20 protein-coding genes are annotated in these 21,113 nt (G+C 67.5%); 2 read left to right on the top strand and 18 right to left on the bottom strand.

Translation table 11 applies throughout. The features are described from left to right. Positions 1-38: 38 nt before the first annotated feature. The 15 genes from KU887_RS30880 to KU887_RS30810 all read right to left on the bottom strand — a co-directional run bounded on the left by KU887_RS30880 (position 39) and on the right by KU887_RS30810 (position 15,516). Positions 39-368, bottom strand: a complete 330-nt coding sequence (locus KU887_RS30880) for an H-NS family nucleoid-associated regulatory protein (protein WP_011549287.1) — start codon at positions 366-368, stop codon at positions 39-41. A 325-nt stretch (positions 369-693) separates the two neighbouring features. Then, the gene (locus KU887_RS30875) at positions 694-2,043 is read right to left on the bottom strand and encodes a reverse transcriptase family protein (protein ID WP_112751442.1); all 1,350 of its coding nucleotides are present in this window, start codon (positions 2,041-2,043) and stop codon (positions 694-696) included. Positions 2,044-2,296: 253 nt separating this feature from the next. Then, positions 2,297-2,869, bottom strand: coding sequence for a hypothetical protein (locus tag KU887_RS30870; protein ID WP_034203909.1), 573 nt, complete (start codon positions 2,867-2,869; stop codon positions 2,297-2,299). A gap of 234 nt (positions 2,870-3,103) precedes the next feature. Next, entirely contained in the window at positions 3,104-3,859 is a 756-nt protein-coding gene (hutC, locus tag KU887_RS30865; RefSeq protein ID WP_006497918.1) for a histidine utilization repressor, read from the bottom strand. A 50-nt stretch (positions 3,860-3,909) separates the two neighbouring features. Continuing rightward, positions 3,910-5,403, bottom strand: a complete 1,494-nt coding sequence (gene hutH / locus KU887_RS30860) for a histidine ammonia-lyase (protein ID WP_062911527.1) — start codon at positions 5,401-5,403, stop codon at positions 3,910-3,912. Between the two features lie 7 nt (positions 5,404-5,410). Then, a complete protein-coding gene (locus KU887_RS30855; protein ID WP_258258696.1) occupies positions 5,411-6,202 on the bottom strand; it encodes an ABC transporter ATP-binding protein in 792 nt (263 codons plus the stop codon). Between the two features lie 27 nt (positions 6,203-6,229). Continuing rightward, positions 6,230-6,976, bottom strand: a complete 747-nt coding sequence (locus tag KU887_RS30850; protein WP_006484844.1) for an ABC transporter permease — start codon at positions 6,974-6,976, stop codon at positions 6,230-6,232. Positions 6,977-6,988: 12 nt separating this feature from the next. Further along, positions 6,989-7,711 carry an ABC transporter permease gene (locus KU887_RS30845; protein WP_006481063.1) on the bottom strand — a complete coding sequence of 241 codons (723 nt, stop codon included), beginning with the start codon at positions 7,709-7,711 and terminating at the stop codon, positions 6,989-6,991. Between the two features lie 92 nt (positions 7,712-7,803). Beyond that, a complete protein-coding gene (locus tag KU887_RS30840) occupies positions 7,804-8,664 on the bottom strand; it encodes a transporter substrate-binding domain-containing protein (RefSeq protein WP_062886110.1) in 861 nt (286 codons plus the stop codon). 368 nt (positions 8,665-9,032) lie between these two features. Then, entirely contained in the window at positions 9,033-10,016 is a 984-nt protein-coding gene (locus KU887_RS30835; protein ID WP_048988515.1) for a succinylglutamate desuccinylase/aspartoacylase family protein, read from the bottom strand. Between the two features lie 90 nt (positions 10,017-10,106). Beyond that, positions 10,107-11,435 (bottom strand): MFS transporter, encoded by a 1,329-nt coding sequence (locus KU887_RS30830; protein WP_258258695.1) that lies wholly within the window; start codon positions 11,433-11,435, stop codon positions 10,107-10,109. A 183-nt stretch (positions 11,436-11,618) separates the two neighbouring features. Further along, on the bottom strand, positions 11,619-12,536 hold the full coding sequence (locus tag KU887_RS30825) for a LysR family transcriptional regulator (RefSeq protein ID WP_006497915.1): 918 nt from the start codon (positions 12,534-12,536) through the stop codon (positions 11,619-11,621). 60 nt (positions 12,537-12,596) lie between these two features. Further along, positions 12,597-13,994: a DUF389 domain-containing protein gene (locus KU887_RS30820; protein ID WP_006485862.1), complete on the bottom strand. Its 1,398-nt coding sequence runs from the start codon at positions 13,992-13,994 to the stop codon at positions 12,597-12,599. Between the two features lie 139 nt (positions 13,995-14,133). Beyond that, positions 14,134-15,099: an SDR family oxidoreductase gene (locus tag KU887_RS30815; RefSeq protein WP_058903820.1), complete on the bottom strand. Its 966-nt coding sequence runs from the start codon at positions 15,097-15,099 to the stop codon at positions 14,134-14,136. A 216-nt stretch (positions 15,100-15,315) separates the two neighbouring features. Further along, positions 15,316-15,516: a hypothetical protein gene (locus KU887_RS30810; protein ID WP_134163157.1), complete on the bottom strand. Its 201-nt coding sequence runs from the start codon at positions 15,514-15,516 to the stop codon at positions 15,316-15,318. A 575-nt stretch (positions 15,517-16,091) separates the two neighbouring features. Here KU887_RS30810 and fliD point away from each other — a divergent pair. Then, positions 16,092-17,606, top strand: a complete 1,515-nt coding sequence (gene fliD / locus KU887_RS30805) for a flagellar filament capping protein FliD (RefSeq protein WP_034203903.1) — start codon at positions 16,092-16,094, stop codon at positions 17,604-17,606. A gap of 124 nt (positions 17,607-17,730) precedes the next feature. Here the strand turns inward: fliD and KU887_RS30800 are convergent, their stop codons facing one another. After that, positions 17,731-18,378, bottom strand: a complete 648-nt coding sequence (locus KU887_RS30800) for a hypothetical protein (RefSeq protein ID WP_034204093.1) — start codon at positions 18,376-18,378, stop codon at positions 17,731-17,733. Here KU887_RS30800 and KU887_RS30795 point away from each other — a divergent pair. Next, a complete protein-coding gene (locus KU887_RS30795) occupies positions 18,320-18,610 on the top strand; it encodes a hypothetical protein (RefSeq protein WP_226245005.1) in 291 nt (96 codons plus the stop codon). The genes KU887_RS30800 and KU887_RS30795 overlap by 59 nt on opposite strands. Before the next feature lie 185 nt (positions 18,611-18,795). Here KU887_RS30795 and KU887_RS30790 read toward each other — a convergent pair whose 3' ends face one another. Both KU887_RS30790 and KU887_RS30785 read right to left on the bottom strand, forming a co-directional pair. Then, complete coding sequence (locus tag KU887_RS30790) at positions 18,796-19,743, bottom strand: dihydrodipicolinate synthase family protein (protein ID WP_196432704.1); 948 nt, start codon at positions 19,741-19,743, stop codon at positions 18,796-18,798. A gap of 43 nt (positions 19,744-19,786) precedes the next feature. Then, entirely contained in the window at positions 19,787-21,106 is a 1,320-nt protein-coding gene (locus KU887_RS30785) for an MFS transporter (protein ID WP_077057125.1), read from the bottom strand. Positions 21,107-21,113: the final 7 nt, after the last annotated feature.

The following is a 21,113-nucleotide window of genomic DNA, read 5'->3' as shown; positions in this document are numbered from 1 at the left end:
ACCGGACGGCGCCCGGTCGCCTTGCGGCGCGCCGGGATTCAGCCCTGATCGTCCCCGGGCCACCAGGTCTTGGCCTCGCGATCGACCGCCAGCGTTTCGAGATCCTTGCCTTCGAGCCATTTCGGCCGCGGGCCGCGCCCCGACCACGAGCGGCCGGTCGACGGATCGTAGTACTTGGCAGGCGCCTTGCGCTTGCGCTGGACGATGTAGCCGAGCGCGCTCAGCACTTCCTGCTGCGAAATTCCCAAAAGCTCGACCTGTTCCTTGAAGGCCGCGAGCGCGGCTTGCTTCTCCTTCTGCTTCGCCTCTGACAGCTTGATGTTCAGGTCCCGAAGTTGTGCTTCGAGTTCCTGCAGGGCCTGGGTCATGTATTCATCCTCTTTGGGCATGTTTTTGCAAAAAGCTCCGATGGCCGAACCTACCACGAAGTTCCGCCGATCGGGGCTGTCAAATAGGTGAATCGTCCACCTGAGCCGGCATGATTTGCGCGATGCGCACTAAACGACGTCGTGCGTCACTGGCAGCTTGAACCAAGCCGGCAACGGGCGGCACGCCGCGTACGCATGCATGAAGCGAACGGCGGCGGCAAGTGATTCGCCGCCCCTGGCACGGGCGCGGCATGGCGCGAATGATAGCAGTGCGCGGCGTCGTGTTGCAGAAGTCTGCCGACCGGCGTCGACGCGGGCCGACGGGTCAGCGGCCCGCGCCGCCGGCGTCCCACACGATCCGGTCGAACAGCGCGCGCAGCTTCGCGCCGCGCGCCGCATTCAGCGCCGTCGCATGCGCGACGCGCCCGGCCAGATGCGCACGGAAATCCGGATGCGCATCGCGATTCTGCGACGCCGGGCCGCGCCGGATGCAGTTGGTCAGGATCGCTTTCAGTCGATCGAATGCGTCGCGCGACAGGTTCGGATGCCGGTTGACGACCACGCCGGCCAGTTGCTGCCGCGTGCCCCGCCGCATCACGCGGGTCTTGCGCAATTGCAGCGCGAACCCTTCCTCGAGCGCGATCGCGGCGACCCGGACTTGCAGCCGCGCGACGTCGCGCGCGAGCGCGCCGCCGCCGGAAAACGCGAGATCGTCCGCATAGCGCGTATAGGTCGCATCGACCGAACGCGCGAGCGCGGCGAGCCGCAGGTCGAGCCGGAACGCGCACAGGTTCGCGAGCGCCGGCGACGTCGGCGCGCCCTGCGGCAGATGCCGTTCGCGATAGCGCTGACGGCCGATCCAGTCGAACCGGTCGCGCAGGTCCGGCTCGAGCAGCCGCGCCGACGGCACGCGATTGGTGCAGAGCCCGGTGAGGATCCGCGCGACTTCGGCCGGATAGCCGAGCGTCGCGAACAGCGCATGGACGCGCGCGGCGCGCACCGACACGAAGAAGTCCGCGAGATCGAAACGCACGACGACATCGCGATCCGCATGCGGCGTCGCGAACGACACGATCCCGTGCCCCTTGCGAAAACCGTGGACCGCGCCATGCGGCGCAATGCGATCAAGCAGCCCGTGCAGGATGCGGCGCTGCGCTTCGCGCAGCCGCCCCTTCGGGATTTCGACGAGGCGGCACCCGCCGCTGCGCTTGTCGACCGCGACGTATGTGTAGTGATGCAGCGGCGTGGCGCCGCTGCGCGCGTCGACGCGCCAGTGGTCGGACAGCCAGTCGAGTTCCGGCGCGCTCACCCCGAGCCAGCCGGCGAGATCGCCGGGCGTCGGCCATTGCGGCACATCGCAGCCCGCGAGCGGCGCCGGCAACGGTCGCTGGACCAGCGGCCGCCGCACGATTCGGATCACCAGCGGCCGACGCTCGCCATACCATGCGCGCACGAACGCGGGCGCCTCGGCCAGGAGCGCCGCGAGCGCGTCGGTGTCGGTATCGGCCCAGTTCGCGCCGAAGCGGGCGAGCGCGGTGCCCGCGCATTCGGGCGTCCACGGCTGTGCCTCGCCGAGCACGGCGGCCATCCGCGCGACGACGCCGTCGCGTTCGGGCGGACCGGCGAGCATCGCCTCGGCAATCGTGCGGGTGGTATCGCGCAGGGATGAGTGCATGGGAAAAGGAAGGCGGGACGATGAGCCAACGTGGCTGGTGCTGCGAGAGCGGTCGTTGCGCAACGCGCAACTTGCGCACTTGCGACGCATCGGCGTATCGATCTGATCCACGGGGTAGCCCCGTAGTCCTGGAACATCGGCTGCCTGTTCCGGGCGTGTGCTTGACCCACCGCCCCGCGTCGCGACTTTAATGGGCGGCGACGCCAGGTGTCAAATCGAGCCGGACGATGCGCGCTGCGCGGCGGCGGCGCGCTTATGCGCGCCGGGCGAACAGTTCGCTGAACGCGATCGGTGCCACGCCGATGCCGGCCATGCCGTTCAGTATCGTCGCCCAGCTCGCGTCGGCCACGCTGACGGGAAACGACCGCACGCGATGGGCGAGCAGCCAGAAGGTGCGCGTCATGCCGTCGCTCATCGCGACCTCGTAGCCGCTTGCCGCCGCCCAGTAGCCGACCGACGGCAGCGTCACAGGTGCGTCGCGGCCGCCCCTGAACGCGGTGGCCGCTACCGCGAACTTGCTGTCGAGCGACATGGCCCGGCGCGGTACGCAATCCTGCGAATTCTGTTTCGGGAACGTGGGGCTCGTCTCGAGCCAGCGGCGATAGAACGTCTCCGCGTCGATATGGACGACAAACCGCTCGGGTCCACCCGGCTCGGCCTTCAGATAGCAGTCCGCCTGATTCGGCACGGGGACGCGCCACGTCGCGCGCTTCGCGCTCAGCTCGACCAGTTCGCACGCCATCGACGGGCGCTGGGTGGGTGAAGCGGCTCCGGATTCACGCAGGTCCTGTGCACGAAGGATGCCGTTACGAAGACGTGTCAGCATGGGCCCTCTCTTTCTCTCGATTTTTTCGAATGAGTCCGGGCCCGTGGCGTGCTCCGCGCGGGTGCCGCGATGCGGTCGCCCGGTTCCCCGACGCTCCCGACCGGATCGGGAACCCGCGCAGTGTATCGCCTTTCGATGCAGGTGCGACATCGCGCCATCACGACCCATACGGGTACATCGCCAGCGCCGGCCGAAGCGGCAAATGTGCGCCCCGCCCAGGGCCACCGCACGTCCCTACATCTTGCCCGCCAGATGAAACCGCGACGCCGGATGCCACAGCCTGACCGACGTGGCGACATGCTCGCCGACCCACGTGCGGCGTCGTAGCAGCAAACACGGTTCACCGATTTCCATCACGAGATGCCGACGCACCTGCGCGTTGGGCTTCTCCGCGTAGATCCGGAACTCCGCCCGCTGGATCGGCGCGAGTCTCACCATGTAATGATTCGGCGTCTCGAGCGTGAAGTCCTGCTCCAGATACGCGGGAAACAAGGCCGGATTGACGTAGCGATCCTCGAACTGGATCGGCTCGTCTTCCTCGTAATGCACGATACGCGAATGAAACACGGGCCCGGCGCGCAGTCCGAGCGCATCGATCGCGTCCGGCTCGACGCTGCGCTCGATCAGCAGCACACGCGCACTGTGCCGATGGCCGCGCTCGGCGATCTCGTCCGCGATGTTGCGGATCTCCAGCACCGTCGACTCGTAATGCCGACGCTCGACGAACGTGCCGGCCCCCTGGATGCGGGTCAGCACGCGCTCGGCCGTCAGTTCGCGCAGCGCACGCGACACCGTCATCCGGGCCACGCCGAATTCCTTGACCAGTTCGGCCTCGGTCGGGATCGCGGCGCCGGGCTTCCAGTCGCCCTTCGCGATCCGCTCGACGACGTAGCGCTTGATCTGCTGATAGGCCGGCAGTGCCCGCGCCGGCACGGTGTCGGCCGACGCCTGCGCCGGCCGTGCGAAAAGCTTGCGTTCCGTTTCGCTCATGCGCCCTCGACCGAATGAATGTTGGGTAATCGGCCCGTCCTCGCCTGTCGTCACTGCAACGAAGGCGGCACGCCTGCGACGATGCCGGCCGCGATCGCGATATCTTCCGCGAGCGGCCGGTCGTCGCGATAGACCGGCACGCGCGTGCGTACATGCCGCCACAGCGCGTCCGTCGATGCGGCCCGCGCGGTGTCGCCCGGCTGCAGGTCGTACGCCTGCGCGGCGGCCAATAGCTCGATCGCGAGCACGCGCGTCGTATTCTCGATGATGTCGAGCGTCTTCAGCGCGGCCGGCGTCGCATGACACAGGTGATCTTCCTGCAGCCCCGACGTGATGCCGCCGTCGAGACTCGCCGGCGCGGCAAGCCGCTGATTCTGCGCGACCAGCGCGACCGCCGTGTACTGCGCGATCATGAAACCCGAACAGCTGCCGCCCGGCGCGGCAAGAAACGCCGGCAGCCCGCTGACGAGCGGATTCACGAGCCGGTCGAGACGCCGCTCGGCGATCGCGGCGACTTGCGCCATCGCCGCCGCGAGGCTGTCCATCGCGAGCGCGATGCCGGCGCCGACCGCGTGCGCCTGCGAATGCACGGCCGGCGCGTCTCGCGTGCCGGCCACGACCGGATTGTCGGTCACGGATGCGAGTTCGCGATCGACGACCTCCGCCGTGACGTCGAACACGTCGCGCGCCGCGCCATGCACGTGCGGAATCGTGCGCAGGCTGAGCGGATCCTGCGTATGCCGGCCGCTCGCCGCGGCAAGCATGCCGCTGTCCGCCAGCAGCGCACGCACACGGGCGCCGACCTGCCCGATACCGGGGGAAATCCGCAGCGCGAGCGAAGCCGGATCGAATGCGGCGAGTTGCCCGCCCAGGTTCTCGAAGCTCATCGCCGCGATCCAGTCGGCCCAGTCGAGCAACCGTTCGGCGCGGGCGAGCGCGAGCGCAGCCAGCCCCGTGACGCACGGCGTTCCGTTGACCAGGCTCAACCCCTCCTTCGCGCCGAGCACCAGCGGTTCGCGGCCGATACGCCGCAGCGCCTCGTCGCCGCGCATGCGTTCGCCGCGATGGCGCGCATGGCCGTGCCCGACGCACACGAGCGCGACATGCGCCATGTGGGTCAAATATCCGACCGAGCCGTGCGCCGGCACTTCCGGCAGGCAATCGTGCTCGAGCAGCGCGACGAGCTGTTCGACGACATCGGGACGGACGCCCGAATGCCCGTGCGCATAGTTGTTGATCGCGGCCGCGATGATCGCGCGGGTTTCGGCTGCGCCGAGCGGCATGCCGACGCCCACCGCGTGACTCATCAGGATGTTGTGCGACAGCGTGCTCTGCTGCGCCGGCGACACGATCACGTCGCACAGCGCACCGACGCCGGTATTGACGCCGTAGGCGCGAATGCCGCGCGCGACGATCTCGTCGACGAGTTCGCGAGCGGCCACGACGCGCGCGCGCGTATCGTCGGCCAACGCCAGCGGCGCGCCGGCCGCCACCGCCGCAACCTGCCGCCAGTCAAGCGGCCGAGCCGCACGGAATACGGTCATGGCAGCCTCAGTTCGCGGTGCGGTCGTGGTGGCTCGACACGAATTGCCGGAAGCGCTCGGACGTCTGGCCGCCGAAGACTTCGTCGGGTGTGCCGTCCGTATCGACCTCGCCCTGATGCAGGAACATCACGCGATTCGACACGTGGCGCGCGAATCCCATTTCATGCGTGACGACCAGCATCGTGCGCCCCTCCTCCGCGAGCGAGCGCATCACGCGCAGCACCTCGCCCACCAGTTCCGGGTCCAGCGCCGACGTCGGTTCGTCGAACAGCATCACTTTCGGATGCATCGCGAGCGCGCGTGCAATCGCGACCCGCTGCTGCTGGCCGCCCGACAGGTGCGCGGGATAGTAGCCACGCTTGTCCGCGAGGCCCACGCGCGCCAGCAGCGCCTCGGCCTCCTCCACCGCTTCCGCGCGACTGCGCTTCTGCACGCGCAGCGGCCCCTCGACGAGGTTGTCGAGCACCGTCATGTGGGACCACAGGTTGAAGTTCTGGAACACCATCCCGAGCTGCGAGCGGATCCGGTCGACCTGGCGCCGGTCGCGCGGATGCAGCTTGCCGTCGCGCGCGCGCTTCATCGCCAGTTCCTCCCCGGCCAGGGCGACGGAACCGTCATTGGGGGTCTCGAGCAGGTTCAGGCAACGCAGGAACGTACTCTTGCCCGATCCGCTCGCGCCGAGGATCGAGATGACGTCGCCCTCGTGCGCGTCGAGCGAAATGCCCTTCAGCACATGATGATCGCCGAACGACTTGTGGATGTTTCTGACCGACAGCGCAACGGGAGCAGCGGTGTTCATCGGATTCTCCTGGAAGGAATGGCGCGCTCAGGACGCGACGCGCCGGGCATTTCGGGTCGCGGCGGCTGGCGCACCGGACGGCTTCGGCGCACGCAGGTGCCCCGAGAGCCGCCATTCGAGCGCGCCGAGCAGGCGCACGACGATGAAGTTCAGGCCCAGATAGATGACGGCCGCGCAGACGAACACTTCGGTCGTCCGGTAGGTTTGCTGGATGATCTGCTGCGCGACGCCCGTCACTTCCCATACGGTGACGAGGCTCGCCAGCGCGGTCGACTTGACCAGCAGCACGGCTTCGGTCGAATACGCGGGCAGACACTGGCGCAGCGCGATCGGGCCGATCACGCGCCGCAGCAGCGCGAAGCCCGACAGGCCGATCGAATAACCGGCCTCGATCTGCCCGATCGGCACGGCCATCAGCCCGCCGCGCAGGATTTCGGCCGTGTAGCCGGCCGTGCACAGCGCGAGCGACAATACCGCGCAAACGTACGGCTCGCGCAGCAGCGGCCACATGAAGCTCTCGCGGATCACGCCGAACTGGCCGAGCCCGTAATACACGAGGAACATCTGGATCAGCAGCGGCGAGCCGCGAAACACGAGGATGTAGGCACGCGCGAAACGGTTCGGCAACCAGCGCGGCGATACGCGCATCGTGACGATCACGAGCGACAGCAGGCCGCCGAGCACGAGCGACGCGAAGAACAGGCCGAGCGTGGTCGGCACGGCCGCGAGCAACTGGCGCAGCGTATCGACGAGAAAAGCGAAATCGATGGACATGCCCGTTCTCCGTCAGTTGCGCGCGAAATTGCGGCGGAACGACCGGCCGACGATCGCTTCCGCCCGGTTGAACACGCGGTTCGACAAGCCCGTCATCAGCAGATACAACGCACCGCCCGCGACGAAGAACACGAAGTACTGGTGCGTCGAATTGGCCGCGATCTGGCTCGTGCGGAGCAACTCGGCAAGACCGGTGACCGAGATCAGTGCGGAATCCTTCAGGCTCAGTTGCCACACGTTGCCGATCCCGGGCAACGCGAAGCGCAGCACCTGGGGAACCAGGATGCGCCGCAGCACCATGCTGCGCGGCATGCCGATCGAGCGCGCCGCCTCGAGCTCGCCTTTCGACACGGCGAGCACCGCCGCGCGATAGACCTCTGCCTGATAGGCGCCCGAGATCATCCCGACCGCGAGCGCACCGATCACGAACGGCGGCACGCCGATGAAGCCTTCCGCGCCGAACCACTGGCCGACGGCCGTCACGAGCGTCGAGCCGCCGAAGTAGAACAGATAGATGACGAGCAGTTCGGGCACGCCGCGAAATACCGTCGTATACAGATCGCCGAGCAGGCGGAGGGTGCGGTAGCGCGACAGCTTCGCGGCCGCGATCGCCGCGCCGATCACCGCCCCGACCGCGAGCGCGGCAAGCGTCAGCGCGACCGTCATCAGTGCGGCGAGCAGCAGCACACCGCCCCAGCCTTCGGTACCGAAACCGAGCATTTCAAGAATCGCCATGCGTGCCTCCCGGCATGCGTTGGGTGAAGCCACTGGATGCGTGCCGCCGTGCGCCGTTCGACCGGCTCACGCGGCGGCAGCCGAACACGCGCTTACGGCGTGACGTCGGTCTTGAACCACTTGTCGGCGAGCTTCTTCACGGTGCCGTCCGCGAGCGCCGCGGCGATCGCCGTATCGAACTTCGTCTTCAGGTCGGCATCCTGCTTGCGGAACGCGAGCCCCTCGCCCGGCCCCCAGATCGGGCCGCCGAGCTTCGGCCCCGCGAGCACGATCGACGCGTTGTCCTTCTTCGCGTTGTTCGCCGCGTAGTACGTGACGTCGTCGAACGATGCGTCGATGCGCCCGGCGACCAGATCGAGATCGCGTTCGGGCGACGTCTTGTATACGCGAATCGACGCGATGTCCTTGAAGCTGTCGTTGATGAATTTCGTGTAGACGGTGCCCGACTGGATGCCGATCGTCTTGCCCTTCAGCTGCTTGCGCAGCGTGTCGACGGTCGGCTTGTCCGCGTTGGCGTCACCCGTCAGCTTGACGATCGGCGCGCCGGGCGCGGCCTTCGGCAGGATCTTCGTATCGGTGACGGCGAACGTCGCCGGCGTCGCCGCATACGGGCGCGAGAACAGCAGGATCTTTTCGCGCTCCGGCGTGATGGAAATCGCATCCATCAGGACATCGAACTTGCCGGCTTGCAGGCCGGGGATCATCCCGTCCCAGTCCTGCGCGACCATGTTGCACTGCACCTTGATGCGCTCGCACACGTTGGCGAGCAGCTCCGGTTCGAAACCGCCCAGCTTGCCGCCCGGCAGCGTGATGTTCCACGGCGCGTAGCCGCCTTCGAGCGCGACCGTCACCGTCTTCCATTCCTTTGCCTGCACCGGCGCCGCGAGCGTGGCCGCCGCAGCCGCGATGATGCCGATCGTCCTGATTGCCCACTTGATGCGCTTGCCGTTCACGAGATTTCTCCTTGCGTTGAAGTTCGCCATCCCTTCGGTGCAGCAAGCCGCCTCAGGAATTTGTCTATACAAGCATGCAAGAAGAAAAACAGCGCGACAAGCAGCGATCAATAAAAACGAAGCAAACGCGGGAAATCCCCTAATTACAGGCATCCGGCGTGCGCCGTCGCGGGGAATTCCGGCACATGTTTGGTGCAGTTCGGGTGGCCGAATCGCAAGGATGACTAGACAAATTCCGAATTCGATCGTCAGGCCACGCCCCTCCGGCCGCTTTTTGGCCCGACGACAAATGCGCGCTTGCCGGAAGCATCGCAAGCGCTGCATTGCAGCATGTCGACACGGGCCGACGCCGATCCGACCCGCCCGGCTCAGCGTTCGAGCAGGCGCCCGAGCCGCATCATCGTGACGTTCACGCCGAGATGGCGCATCGACGGCTGCACGATCACGCAGTCGTCGTACGGCGTGACGATCACGTCGTCGCCGTCGCGGGCGATCTCGGTGCCCGCCTTCGCGATCACTTCGAGCCCGGTGAACGGCTGCGAGAACCGGAAATCCATCGAGCGCGCGACGACCGGCTGCGTGATCTCGATGAACTTCTGCCGCACCGGCGCGGCCTGCGTCAGGAACGCCGCGACGTCGTCGCGTGCGACGACGTCCGCGTGCAGCAGGAAGCGCGCGGCGCTGTCGAGCGCGACCGCGCGCGCGCTCGCCGCGAAGTGCTGGCCCGTCTCGATCAGCAGCGCGTTCTTCGCGCTCGCCGGATCGCCGAAGCCGCCGTAGTCGCGCAGCCGCGTGCCGTTCGCATGGCCGCGATCGACGATCACGTGCTCCGGCGTGCCGAGCGCGGCGGCCAGCGCGATCGCCTTGTCGAGCGGCCCCGTCATCATCAGCGGCGCGGATGCTTCGTGCATCGAATGAATGTCGAGCAGCAGGTCGACCGTATCGAGCAGCGGCCGCATCGCCCGCGCCCGCGCGAGCTCGCGGCTGTCGCGCGTGCCGTCGAGCGCGGCCGGCGTCCATACGCGGTTCATGTCTTCGTCGAGGTAGCGCGTCGCGTCGGCATTCTCCGCGCTGAAATGCTCGTACGCGCCGACGTTGCCGAAGCCGAGCGACAGCCGGCCCGCGACCGGCCGCAGGCCGGCCGTCAGCAGCGCGTCCACCGCGATCGCGCCGCTGACTTCGTTGCCGTGCGTCAGCGCGAGGATCATCACGTGCTTGCCGGGCTTGCCGCTGTCGAACGTGTGCAGATAGTCGATGCCCGTGTTGCCCGCGCGCCAGCGCGAGATGTCCGGGAACGTCACTTCGATCGGATAGGCCGGCAGCGCGGCGCGGATGGCTTCAAGCGTGGTCATGTCGGAAGTGTCGGAAGGATTCGTCAGGGTTCGGGAAAGGCGCGACCGGCGTCGGCCGGCTGCGCCGGAATCGGGTTCGGGCGTGACGGATCACGCCTCGGTCGCGCGCGTCGCCGCCGCGGAACCGGCCGCCGCGCCGCGCATCCGGCGGCCGAGCGAGATCACCGACGTGATGCCGAGCACGGCCGTCGCCATCACGTAGAAACTCGGCGCCAGCTTGTCGTGCGTCGCGTCGATCAGCCAGGTCACGATCAGCGGCGCGAAGCCGCCGAACAGCGTCACCGAGAAGTTGTACGACAGCGCGAGGCCCGTGCCGCGCGTGCTGGTCGGGAAGATGTCCGCGAGCAGCGCCGGCAGCGGCGCCAGGCTCACCGCGATCAGCAGTCCGACCAGCGCCTGCACCGCGAGCAGCGTTTCGACCGTCGGATAGCGGTTCAGCAGGACGAACAGCGGCCACGTCGTCACGCCCACGAGAATCAGCGCGATCAGCATCACGCGAATACGGCCGAACCGATCCGACAGATGCCCGACGACCGGCGCCGCGATCATCAGCATCGCGCCCGTGACGACCGCGCCGAGATACGACGACGTAGCCGGGATATGCAGCTGCTTCACCGCGTACGTCGGCATGTACAGCTTGTGCACGTAGTTGAACGCCGTGGCCGTCGCGACCACGCCCGCGCCGAGCAGCATGTTCGCGCGGTCGCGCACGAACACGTCGCGCAGCGGCGACTTCGCGCGCCCCGCCTCGCCGAGCCGGCGGAAATCGGCCGGTTCGTCGATGTTGCGGCGGATATACAGCCCGACCGGGCCGATCAGCAGCCCGACCGCGAACGCGACGCGCCAGCCCCACGCATGCAGCTGGTCGGTGGTCAGCAGCAGGCTCAGCAGCGCGGACACGCCGGCCGCGAGCACCGTCGCGAGCCCCTGCGTCGACATCTGCCAGCTCGCGAAGAAGCCGCGCCGCTTCGCGTCGGCCTGCTCGACCATGAACGCGGTCGCCGCGCCGAATTCGCCGCCCGTCGAGAAGCCTTGCAGCATCCGCGCGACGATGATCAGCAGCGGCGACGCGATGCCGATCTGCGCATACGTCGGCGCGAACGCGATCATCGCGGTGCCGAGCATCATCAGCCCGATCGAAATCGTCAGCGATGCCTTGCGGCCCGCGCGATCCGCATAGCTGCCGAGCACGATCGAGCCGAGCGGCCGCGTGACGAACGAGATGCCGAACGTGCCGACCGACAGCAGCAGCGAGGTGGTCGCGTCGTGCGTCGGGAAAAACAGTTGACCGATGACGATCGCGAAATAGCCGTAGATCAGCAGATCGTAGAATTCCAGCGCGTTGCCGATGCTCGCGGCGCAGATCTCGCGCCACGGATTGTGCGGGGCCGGCTGCGCGGCGTGCGGGTTGCGGGTCATGCCTGTGCTCCTCCGTTGATGCTGGCCGTCAGGATTGTGAAAGACGGCGCGCGGCGGTTGCCGGCGTGCGTCCGGGCCAGTCAAGCGCGGAGTGTAGGCACCGCGGCGCGTGCGTTCGTGCCGTTTCGGCACGCGATCGTGCTGATCGGTGCATCGCGCGCCGGGGCGACCCGGGCCGCGGGTTCAGCCGGCCGGCGCTCCGCCGTCGTCGCGGGACGGCGCGGTGCGCCAGATCGCGTCGAGGACCGGATGCGATTCGTTCCGGCGGCGATACAGCGCGACGTCGAAACCGATCTGCCAGTCCGCGCCGCCGACGATCGCGAGTTCGCCGCGCCGCACGTCGTCCGCGACGAGCCGCTGCGGCAGCCACGCGAGGCCGAGCCCGCGCCGCGCCATCGCGAGGATCGCTTCGTAGGAGTCGGCCTGGTACACCGGGCGCAACGTCGGCCGGTTCGGCATTTCGGCGAGATGGCGCGCGAGCACCGCGCGCAGCGTCAGCGTACGGGCGAACGCGAGCCACGGCACCGGCGCCTGCCCGGCCGGCAGCCGGTAGCGCGCGCTGCCGCGCGCATCGAGCGCGCTGACGGGCACCAGCACCTCGCGCGCCACCGACAGCCAGTCGAAGCGGTCGCGGTCGATCAGCAGCCGCGTGTGCGGGCTCGAATAGACGATCAGCATGTCGGCCTCGCCGGCCGTCAGCTGCAGGATCGCCTCCTCCGCGCTGCCGGTCGACACGGTCGCCGTGAAAAAGCCTGCGCGCGCAACCGTCTCGTCGTACCAGTCGGGGAAGAAGGTGGCCGACAGCGTGCGGCCGGTCGCGATCCGGAGGGTGTTTTCCGGCACCGGCGACGCTTCCTGCAGTTGCGTGCGCGCACCGTGCAGGATGTCGAGCGCGTTCGATGCGGCATCGAGGAACACGGTGCCGGCCGCCGTCAGTTCGAGCGGCTTCGTGCGCGCGATCAGGCGCGTGCCGACCCATTCCTCGAGCGAACGGATGCGGCGGCCGAACGCCGGGTGCGTGACGAAGCGGTTTTCCGCTGCACGCGTGAAGCTGCGCGTGCGCGCGAGTTCGACGAAGTCTTCGAGCCATTTCAGTTGCATGGCAGGGCTCCTGCAGTCAACGGCACGGGGCGACGCTGAATCATCGGCATGCGCGTCGCATCAGCCGGCCGTCACGACCCGCACGCGCGGCGAATCGAGCCGCACGCTCAGCCAGCGCTCGATTCGCTGCCGGTCGGTGCGCGGCAGCGGCTTCGCGGTCGACACCACGAAGGTCACGAGCGGCTCGGCGTCCGGCGCGCTTGCGCCGCTGTCCCACGCATCGGTCGCGCCATACAGGATCTCGCGGATCTGCGGATACTGCGTGCGCAGTTCGCGCGCGACGCGCGCCAGTTCGGCCTGCTGCGCCGCCCGGCCGTCGATTTCGTGCTGCAGGCGCGCGATGGTCTGGTCCTTCACGTCCATCTCGGTGCGCGTGGCATGGTTCGCGGCGATCAGGTCCTGCGCGATGCTCGCCTTCAGCGACGACGCGAGCGCCCCGGTGTCGATGCGTTCGTCGCCGGCCTGCCGCACGACGAGCCGGCTGTTCGGCAAACCGTAGGCCGGCAGTTTGTCCGCCAGCCGGTCGAGCATCGCCTGGTCGACACGCCGGCCGACCAGCATCGCCTCGATCACACGGCCGCGCGGATCGATATGCCGGCTCGCGACCACCGACAACGGCAGCGACAGCTCGGCCTTGATGAACTGGTCGGCGCGCGCGTTGAACACTTCCTGCGTGACGAGCCGGTACGCGAGGATCACGCTCGGCACGGCGGTCAGGACGACCGCCGCGAGCACGAAGCGCCGCACGCGCCGCTGCATCGCCTCGTCCACGCGCGCGGCCGGCTTCGCGCGAATCACCCACGTGACCACCACGGTCGCGAACGCGATGAACACGCAGTTGATCGAGAACAGGTAGAACGCGCCCGCGAAATACGCGAGGCTGCCATGCGCGAGCCCGTAGCCGGCCGTGCACAACGGCGGCATCAGCGCGGTCGCGATCGCGACGCCGGGGATCACGTTGGTCTTTTCGCTGCGCGTCGCGCCGACCATCCCGACGAGCCCGCCGAACAGCGCGATCAACACGTCCCAGATGCTCGGCGACGTGCGCGCGAGAAGTTCGGAGTGTTCACCCGTCAGCGGACTCAGCGAGAAATACAGCGCCGAAGTCGCAAGGCTGATCAGCGTGGCGACGGCCAGTGTCTTCAGCGAGCGCCGGATCAACGCGAAGTCGTAGATGCCGATCCCGTAGCCCAGGCCCATGATCGGCCCCATGAGCGGAGAGATCAGCATCGCGCCGATGATAACGGCCGTCGAGTTCACGTCGAGGCCGATCGACGCGATGAAAATCGCGGACATCAGGATCCACAGGTTGGTCCCGCGCAATCCGACGCCGCCGCGGATGTCCTGATCGATCGTTTCCCGGTCGGCCTGGCCTTCGCGCAGGCTGAAGTACTGGCGAAACGTGGTACGCACACGCGCCAGCGTGCGCGTCGTCGGACGGGGGGATACGGTGGTCATGGTTGTTGTTCGTTGAGCCGTGGGAACGGCGCGGGTATCGCGTCATCCTGCGTCGCGCGACCCGCGGGAACCCGCGCGCGCAGCGCGACAAGCATCGCATAGGGGCGGCGTTCGCACAATCGGCCGCCCGCGTGCGGCTTTACGGCATCGGGCGGCCGTCGTGCAGGATCGCGTGCAGCGCCGTATCGAACGGCGTCGCGTAATCGATCCCGAGCGCGCGCACGCGTGTCGCGTCGAGATGGCAGTCGTACGGACGCGGCGTCGCGTCGGTCGGCTGGGTGATCGGCGTGAGCGACGCCTCGATGCCGAGCGCGGCCGCGATTCGCTGCGCGATGGCGTACTTCGTCATCGGCTCCTCGCTCGACCAATGGCGAATGCCGGTGACCGTGTCACCCGCGAGATGGCGCAGCGTCAGATCGCGGATGACCTGCGCGACGTCGGGCGTGTAGGTCGGGTAACGGATCGCCCATGCGTCCATGCCGACCGCGTCGGCGCCCGGGCGCGCCGACGCGACGACGGCCGGAACGAGGCTCGTGACGGCCGATTCGCTCCAGTCGACGATCGGACCGAACAGCAACGGCAGGCGCAGCACGCACGACAGCGGCGAGGCGGCGAGCAGCGCGGCCTCGCCTTCCAGCTTGGTGCGACCGTAGATGTTCAGCGGGTTCGGGGTGGCGTCCTCGCTGTAGGGGGCGGCCTTGCCGTCGAAGACGTAGTCGGTCGAAATGCCGAGCGTCCATGCGCCGTATCGCGCGGCGAGTGCGCCGATGCGGGCCGGCGCCGTGACGTTGATGGCGCGGGCGGCGGCCGGGTCGCGTTCGCAGACGTCGGGGCGGCGTTCGGCGGCGCAAAGAATCACCGCTGCCGGCTTGTGGATTTCAAAAAGGCGTTCGAGGGACGGCTGGTCGAGGACGTCGAGTTCGGCGATGTTGTCCGGCGGCAATGCGAGCCGTTTCGCACCGGCGCCTTGCGGGTTCCGGATGGTCGCGAGCAGCGTCAGCGACGGTTCGCGGGACAAGGACGCGGCGACCGCGCGGCCGAGCAGGCCGGAGGCGCCGACGAGGAGGATGGTGGGGAGAGAAGTCGACGAATCGATTGCTGTCATTGAGTGCATTCGTGTAAAAGCCGCGCGGATCAACGCACCTTCGTGGTCGGTACATTGGCCGTGCGCCGGTTCGGCAGGATACGGAACGAGGTGTCCAGCGGCGTCGCGACCGCCAACGTCAACGCTCGATCCGGAATGGTTTCGTCTTCGCCTGAGGCGTATCCACTGTAACAGCCCCGGCCTGCCCCTTCGGTAGGGCCAACTGGCACTTTTCCCCTATTGGTCCGGATATGTGACAGCCTGAAATGCTTCATGTGCGTCCTTGGCGATGAATCCCGGTGCACGCCCAAAAACAACGCTAATCCCACCCACTAATACCGCTCCGACGCTCACCGCTTCGTTGACCTTGCGTTGGAGAGCCACCACCGTTTCACCCGCGGTTTTGGTCGGGCCACCACTCAACACCTCGTATCGCATTCTTTACGCTCCTTGTCCTGCGGGTCACACTCGGTCACTCGACGCCAGCGAAGAAAAAGTACCCCAGTGGGTCGAACCACGATGAAATATTTTTGATAAAAAATCCATATGATTCAAAGACGACGGATACCTCGAATCCGAGAGCGTATCGGATACTCGCAAGAAATGACTCCCCTTCAGCACACCGCCCATCCGCGTGCTGTTTAGCAAAATCGACGAAAAACATGTCATCGAACATTCATGTTTCCGGCAGGTTTTAAAATCCGGCGAAATTCCTTGATAAATACAAACATAATCATGCACTTGGACTGAAACGCCGCTCGTTTTCGCCGAACCCGCACCAACCTTTCCCCCAGCCACACTTTCCGCAAGAATCATTACAAAAAATTACCAACCAATACCGATTTAAGAATACGATAGCGCACCGATTCATTCTTACGTTTTCCCGACACCCCAGCCATCCGCGGCGCGCGAGAAGCGGCATGCACGCGGATCGCCACGCACCCGCCCGGATCGCCGCCGGCCGGCTGGACCGCCGTTCGCGACTGGATCGCCTTTCAACCCGGAGCCCACCCATGCCAACGAACACGCCCGTCAACAGCAGCGCGAACGCGAACAGCCTGATGCAACAGGCGGCGCAATCGATCATCAACGGCTCGACCGGCAATCCGGCGATGGACGTCGGCGCGCTCGTCAAGACGCTGGTGAACGCGAAAACGGCTGGCCGGGTCGCGACGCTGGCCGCTTCGCAAGCGAGCGGCAACACGCGGATTTCCGCGTTCGGCGCGTTGTCGTCGGCGCTCGGCGCGCTCGAGGCGGGCCTGACGTCGCTGAAGAACGGCGCACTGCAGTCGACGTTCAATGCCGTCGCGAGCGGCAAGGGGTTGACCGCGACGGCGGGCGCGGGCGCGGTGGCCGGCACCTACACGGTCGGCGTCACGCAGATCGCGACCGCGCAGGCGCTGTCGTCCGCGGGCTTCAACGGCAGCAAGGCGCTCGGCACCGGCACGCTGATGCTGTCGCTCGGCAGCCAGTCGTTCAAGGTCGAGGTCGGCAGCACCAACAACACGCTGGCGGGCATCGCGGCGGCGATCAACGGCGCGTCGGGCAACCCGGGAATCAGCGCGACGGTCATCAACGGCACGGACGGCGCGCACCTCGTGCTCGCGTCGTCGAAGACGGGCTCGGCGAACGCGATCAGCGTCGCCGTGGCCAACGTTGCCAACGACAGCGGCCTGTCGAACCTCGGCGTCACGTCGACGGCCGATCCGTCGGGTGGCGCGTCGAAGATCGATTCGGCAAACGGCGTGGCCGCCTGGCGGCAGAGCGCGGTCGCGCAGGATGCGAAATTCACGCTCAACGGGATCGCATCGACCAGCGCGAGCAACACGGTGTCGGGCGTGCTGACCGGCATCACGCTGAACCTGTCGGCGGCCGCGGTCAGCGCGACCGATACGCAGACGCTGACGGTCAGCACCGACACGAAATCGCAGGCCGCCACGATCACGAATTTCGTGAGCCTGTACAACACGGTCGTCAAGACGATGGGCGCACTGTCGAGCTACACGGCCGGCGCGAGCTCGCAAGGCGCGCTGATCGGCGATTCGACGCTGAACACGATCCGCAACGCGCTGGCGTCGATCGTCGCGCGCGGCGTCGACGGCGGCGGCGCCACCGAAAAGGGCAACGGACACGTGAACCTGTTGTCGATCGGCATCAAGCTCGAGCGGGACGGCACGCTGAACGTCGACAGCGCAAAGCTCGATAGCGCGCTATCCGCCAATCCGTCGGGCGTCGCGCGCCTGTTCAATCCGGAGAACGGGATCGGCACGCGCCTGGCCGACCAGATCACGCAGTTCACGAAGAAGAACGGAATGATCGACGTGCGCACGACCGCGCTGAACGCCGATCTGAAACGTGTCGCGCAGCAGCAGTCGGATCTGTCCGACTATGCCGCGCAATTGACCAAGCAGTATCAGGCCCAGTTCACCGCGCTCAATACGCTGATGACCCGGATGAATACCAACTCGCAATACCTGACGCGTTTGTTTGGTGGTGCGAACAGTAACGGTACGCTGTCCAAGAGGTGAACGGCCGGGTCGCGGTACGCGGCCCCGCAGACGTCGCCCATGCCCGGCGGCGCGCCAGCGCCCGCCGGATCGACGTCACCGCGGCCGGCAGCCGGCCCGCAGTCGTCCTCGACGCAGGCGCGCGTCAGCCGAGACCTTCGACGCGATCGGCGAACCAATCGATCGCGCGCGACACCTGACGCCCGAAATAGCCGGGCCGTTCGTGCTCGTACGCACGCAGCAGCGACGTGCATTCGCGCTCGGCCCAGCGCCACACCGGGCCCTGCTTCGCGAATACCGGATGGTCGCGCAACTCGGCAGGTACCGCGTGCTCATCCTCCCAGCCCCAGAAATAGGCCTGGTAGGCACGGGCGAACGGCATGCCCAGCTGTTGCGCGACGGTCTCGTCATGGCGCAGCGTGAAGTCGACGATCTCCTTGCGCGTGCGGCCGCTCACGCCGTCGTGGCGCGCCTCGATCCAGCAGTGATACCGCGCGAGTTGCGACAGATGCCGCGCGGTGCGGCGCCGCTCGCGCGTCGTGCACAGCGCGTACAGGTTGCCGCCGCCGAAATCCATCACTTCACCGCCGGCGAACGGCCGATAAGACTGGCCGGTCAACAGCGTCAGCACCCGCGCGCCGACGATCGCATAGTCGGCGCAGCGCATGTAGCCGCTACGCGTCGTCGCTTCCGACACGCTCCGGTGGACGACTTCATCGATCACGGCGTGCAGCATGGGATCAACCGGCGCCGCCAGGATCGGCGGCTGGCTTGTCGTCGTCACGTGTTGCATGGGCGAATGCGGCTTCAGCGGTTCATCGGCAAAAATCACTCCGGAGCATGGTATGACGAACCGTTACAACGCACGGCCGCGGAATTGCGCAGATTTGTGCGCTTTCGTCGCCTCGCGCAAGACATGTCGACAGTTCGTCGGACACGGCAAATGCGCGGCGTGGCGGATGGACGAGACGAACGTCGACAGCGCGCTCGCGGACCGCGGACGGTTCGAGTTCGTGATGTCGTGACTGACGGCGGGAGGGGCGCGGCGGCAGGCGTTGCCGCCATCGACGGAAGGGGATCGCAACGAGTGCGCCGCGATTGCGGCGCATCGCGCAAAGCGGCTCGTGCTTGCAGGCACCGAGCGTGCCGCCGCATGCACGGCACGCGATGCGATCACGCGCCGCGCGGCTGGCGCGGCACGCGCCCTCCGTTATGACGCGGCAATCCGCCGGCGGAAATGTTCGGTGCCGGCCACGATCTTGTCGAGCACCGCGTCGAGCGCCCAGAAGCGTTCGCGCACGTCGTAGTCGATCGCACGGCATTTGATCGACCCGAACGTACCGATCCGCTGGTGATAGAGCTTCGCGAGCGCCGGGTAGCCCAGCGCCTCCGATACCGCCGAGACGACCAGGAACGCCGACAGTTCGTCGGCCAGCGCCGGATTCGACTCGCCCCGCGTGCGCAGCCACTGGTAGAGATCGGGATGGAAGTTGGTGAACACGCCGTTGAAACCGGCCGACCCGGCCTTCATCGCGTCCCAGGCAATCGCGGCGTTCGCGTTCAGGATCTTCAGCGGCGATCCTGCGGCGAGCGCGACGCGACGCTTCACCGTCGCGAGATCGCAGCTCACGTCCTTGAGCATCACGAACCGGCCCGTGTCGATGCACGCGCGCAGTTCGTCATCCGACAGAAGCCGCCGGTACGGCGCCGGACATTCGTACAGACCGAGCGGGAGATCCGACGGTAACCGCGCGAGCAGCCGGTGCAGATGGTCGAGCAATGCGGCGCTGCCCTTGCGTTGCGGATCGAGCCGGTTGGTCACGAGCACGACGCCCTGCGCGCCCGATTCGGCCGCCGCGCACAGTTCGGCGACCTGCGCATCGAGATCGTCGCTGATGTGCCCGGACGCGACGACCGGCACACGCCCGCCCACCCGTTCGACCACGAAGCGCGCGAGTGCCGCGCGTTCGGCCAGGCTCAGGAACTGCATCTCGCTCGACTGCGCGACCGCGAACAATGCGTCGGATCCGTGCGCCAGATACCATTCGATGAGCCGCTCGAGTCCGGCGTAGTCGATCGCACCGGCGTCGTCGAACGGCGTCAGCATCACCGGCACGATCCCTTCGATGGTCACGTTCGATTGCTGCGGGTGTTGCATCTGTTTCTCCTTGCTTCAATGAATGCGGATGCAGGCGGCATGCTCAAGCCGGCAACGGCCCGGGCGCGGCGTTCGCGGCCTGTTCGGGAATCGGCTTGCGCACGAGCAGCAGGTACGCCATCGCACCGGTGAACGCGATCGCGGCCGCGGTGAGCAACGCGGGCACGAACGACCACCTCTGCGCGATGATGCCGGTCAGGATCGGTGCCAGCGCGCCGCCGATGAAGCCGCCGAAATTCTGGATCGCGCCGAGCGACGCGATGCGGCTCGGCGGCGCGGCCGCCGTCGCGAGCGCCCACGAGCACGCCGACGCCGCGTTGGCGAGAAAGATCACGACCGAAATGCATGCGAGCGCAACCGTATTGCTCTGCACGAGCGCGGCCGGAATCGTGAACGCGACCATCCCGAGCATCGCGGCGACGACCGCATTGCGCCGGCTCGCGACCGGCGACCGGCTGCGGCGCGTGACGAAATCCGACAGCCAGCCCGCGACCAGCGAACCGACGAACCCGCACAGGAACGGCACCGATGCGGCAAACCCCGTGCGAACCAGGCTCATGTGCCGCTCCATCGTCAGGTAGCCCGGCAGCCAGGTCAGGTAGACCCAGTTCAGGTACACGGAGCCGAAGAAGCCGATCAGCATGCCCCAGGTCGTGCCGTGCGAGAACAGGCTGCGCCATTCGACGAAGGTCAGTTTCGGCGCGGCGACGACGCTTTGCGCATCGGCATCGAGATAACCGCGTTCGGCGACGGACAGTTCCGCGCGCACCGGGTCGCGATACAGCGCGAACCACACGACGGCGACGACGAGACCGAGCGCACCGGTCACGATGAACGCCCAGCGCCAGTCGAACGAGGCGACGAGAACCGACAGCAGCAGCGGCGCAAGCGCGGTACCGAGCGGCGACGCGGCATTGAAAATGCCGGTCGGCGTGCCGCGCGCGCGCAGCGGAAACCAGTTGCTCACCACGCGCGCGGCCGACGGGAATTGCGGCGCCTCGCCGATGCCGAGCACGATGCGCGCGACGATGAACCAGCCGAAGGTGGACACGATGCCGCCCGCCGCCTGCGCGAACGACCAGACGATCAGCCCGACGCCGAGCAGCCGGCGCGGGCCGATGCGGTCGACCAGCCCGCCGACCGGAAACTGGCACAGCGCATAGCTCCACGAGAAGGCCGACAGCAGCAGCCCCATCTGCGCGAGCGACAGGCCGAGATCGCCGCGGATCGCCGAACTCGCGACGGCCAGCGTGCCGCGATCGAGATAGTTGACGATCCCGCTCGCCATCAACAGCGCGAGCGCGATGCGTTGACCGCGCCGAATCCGTGGCGGCGCGTGCGGAACAGGTGGGTTGTCGTTCATGTCGATT

It is taken from the genome of Burkholderia sp. EMB26 (assembly GCF_024730645.1).
Classification (GTDB): domain Bacteria; phylum Pseudomonadota; class Gammaproteobacteria; order Burkholderiales; family Burkholderiaceae; genus Burkholderia; species Burkholderia cenocepacia.
The sequence above is the reverse complement of the archived record's forward strand: the minus strand, read 5'-3'. Positions and strand labels throughout refer to the sequence as shown.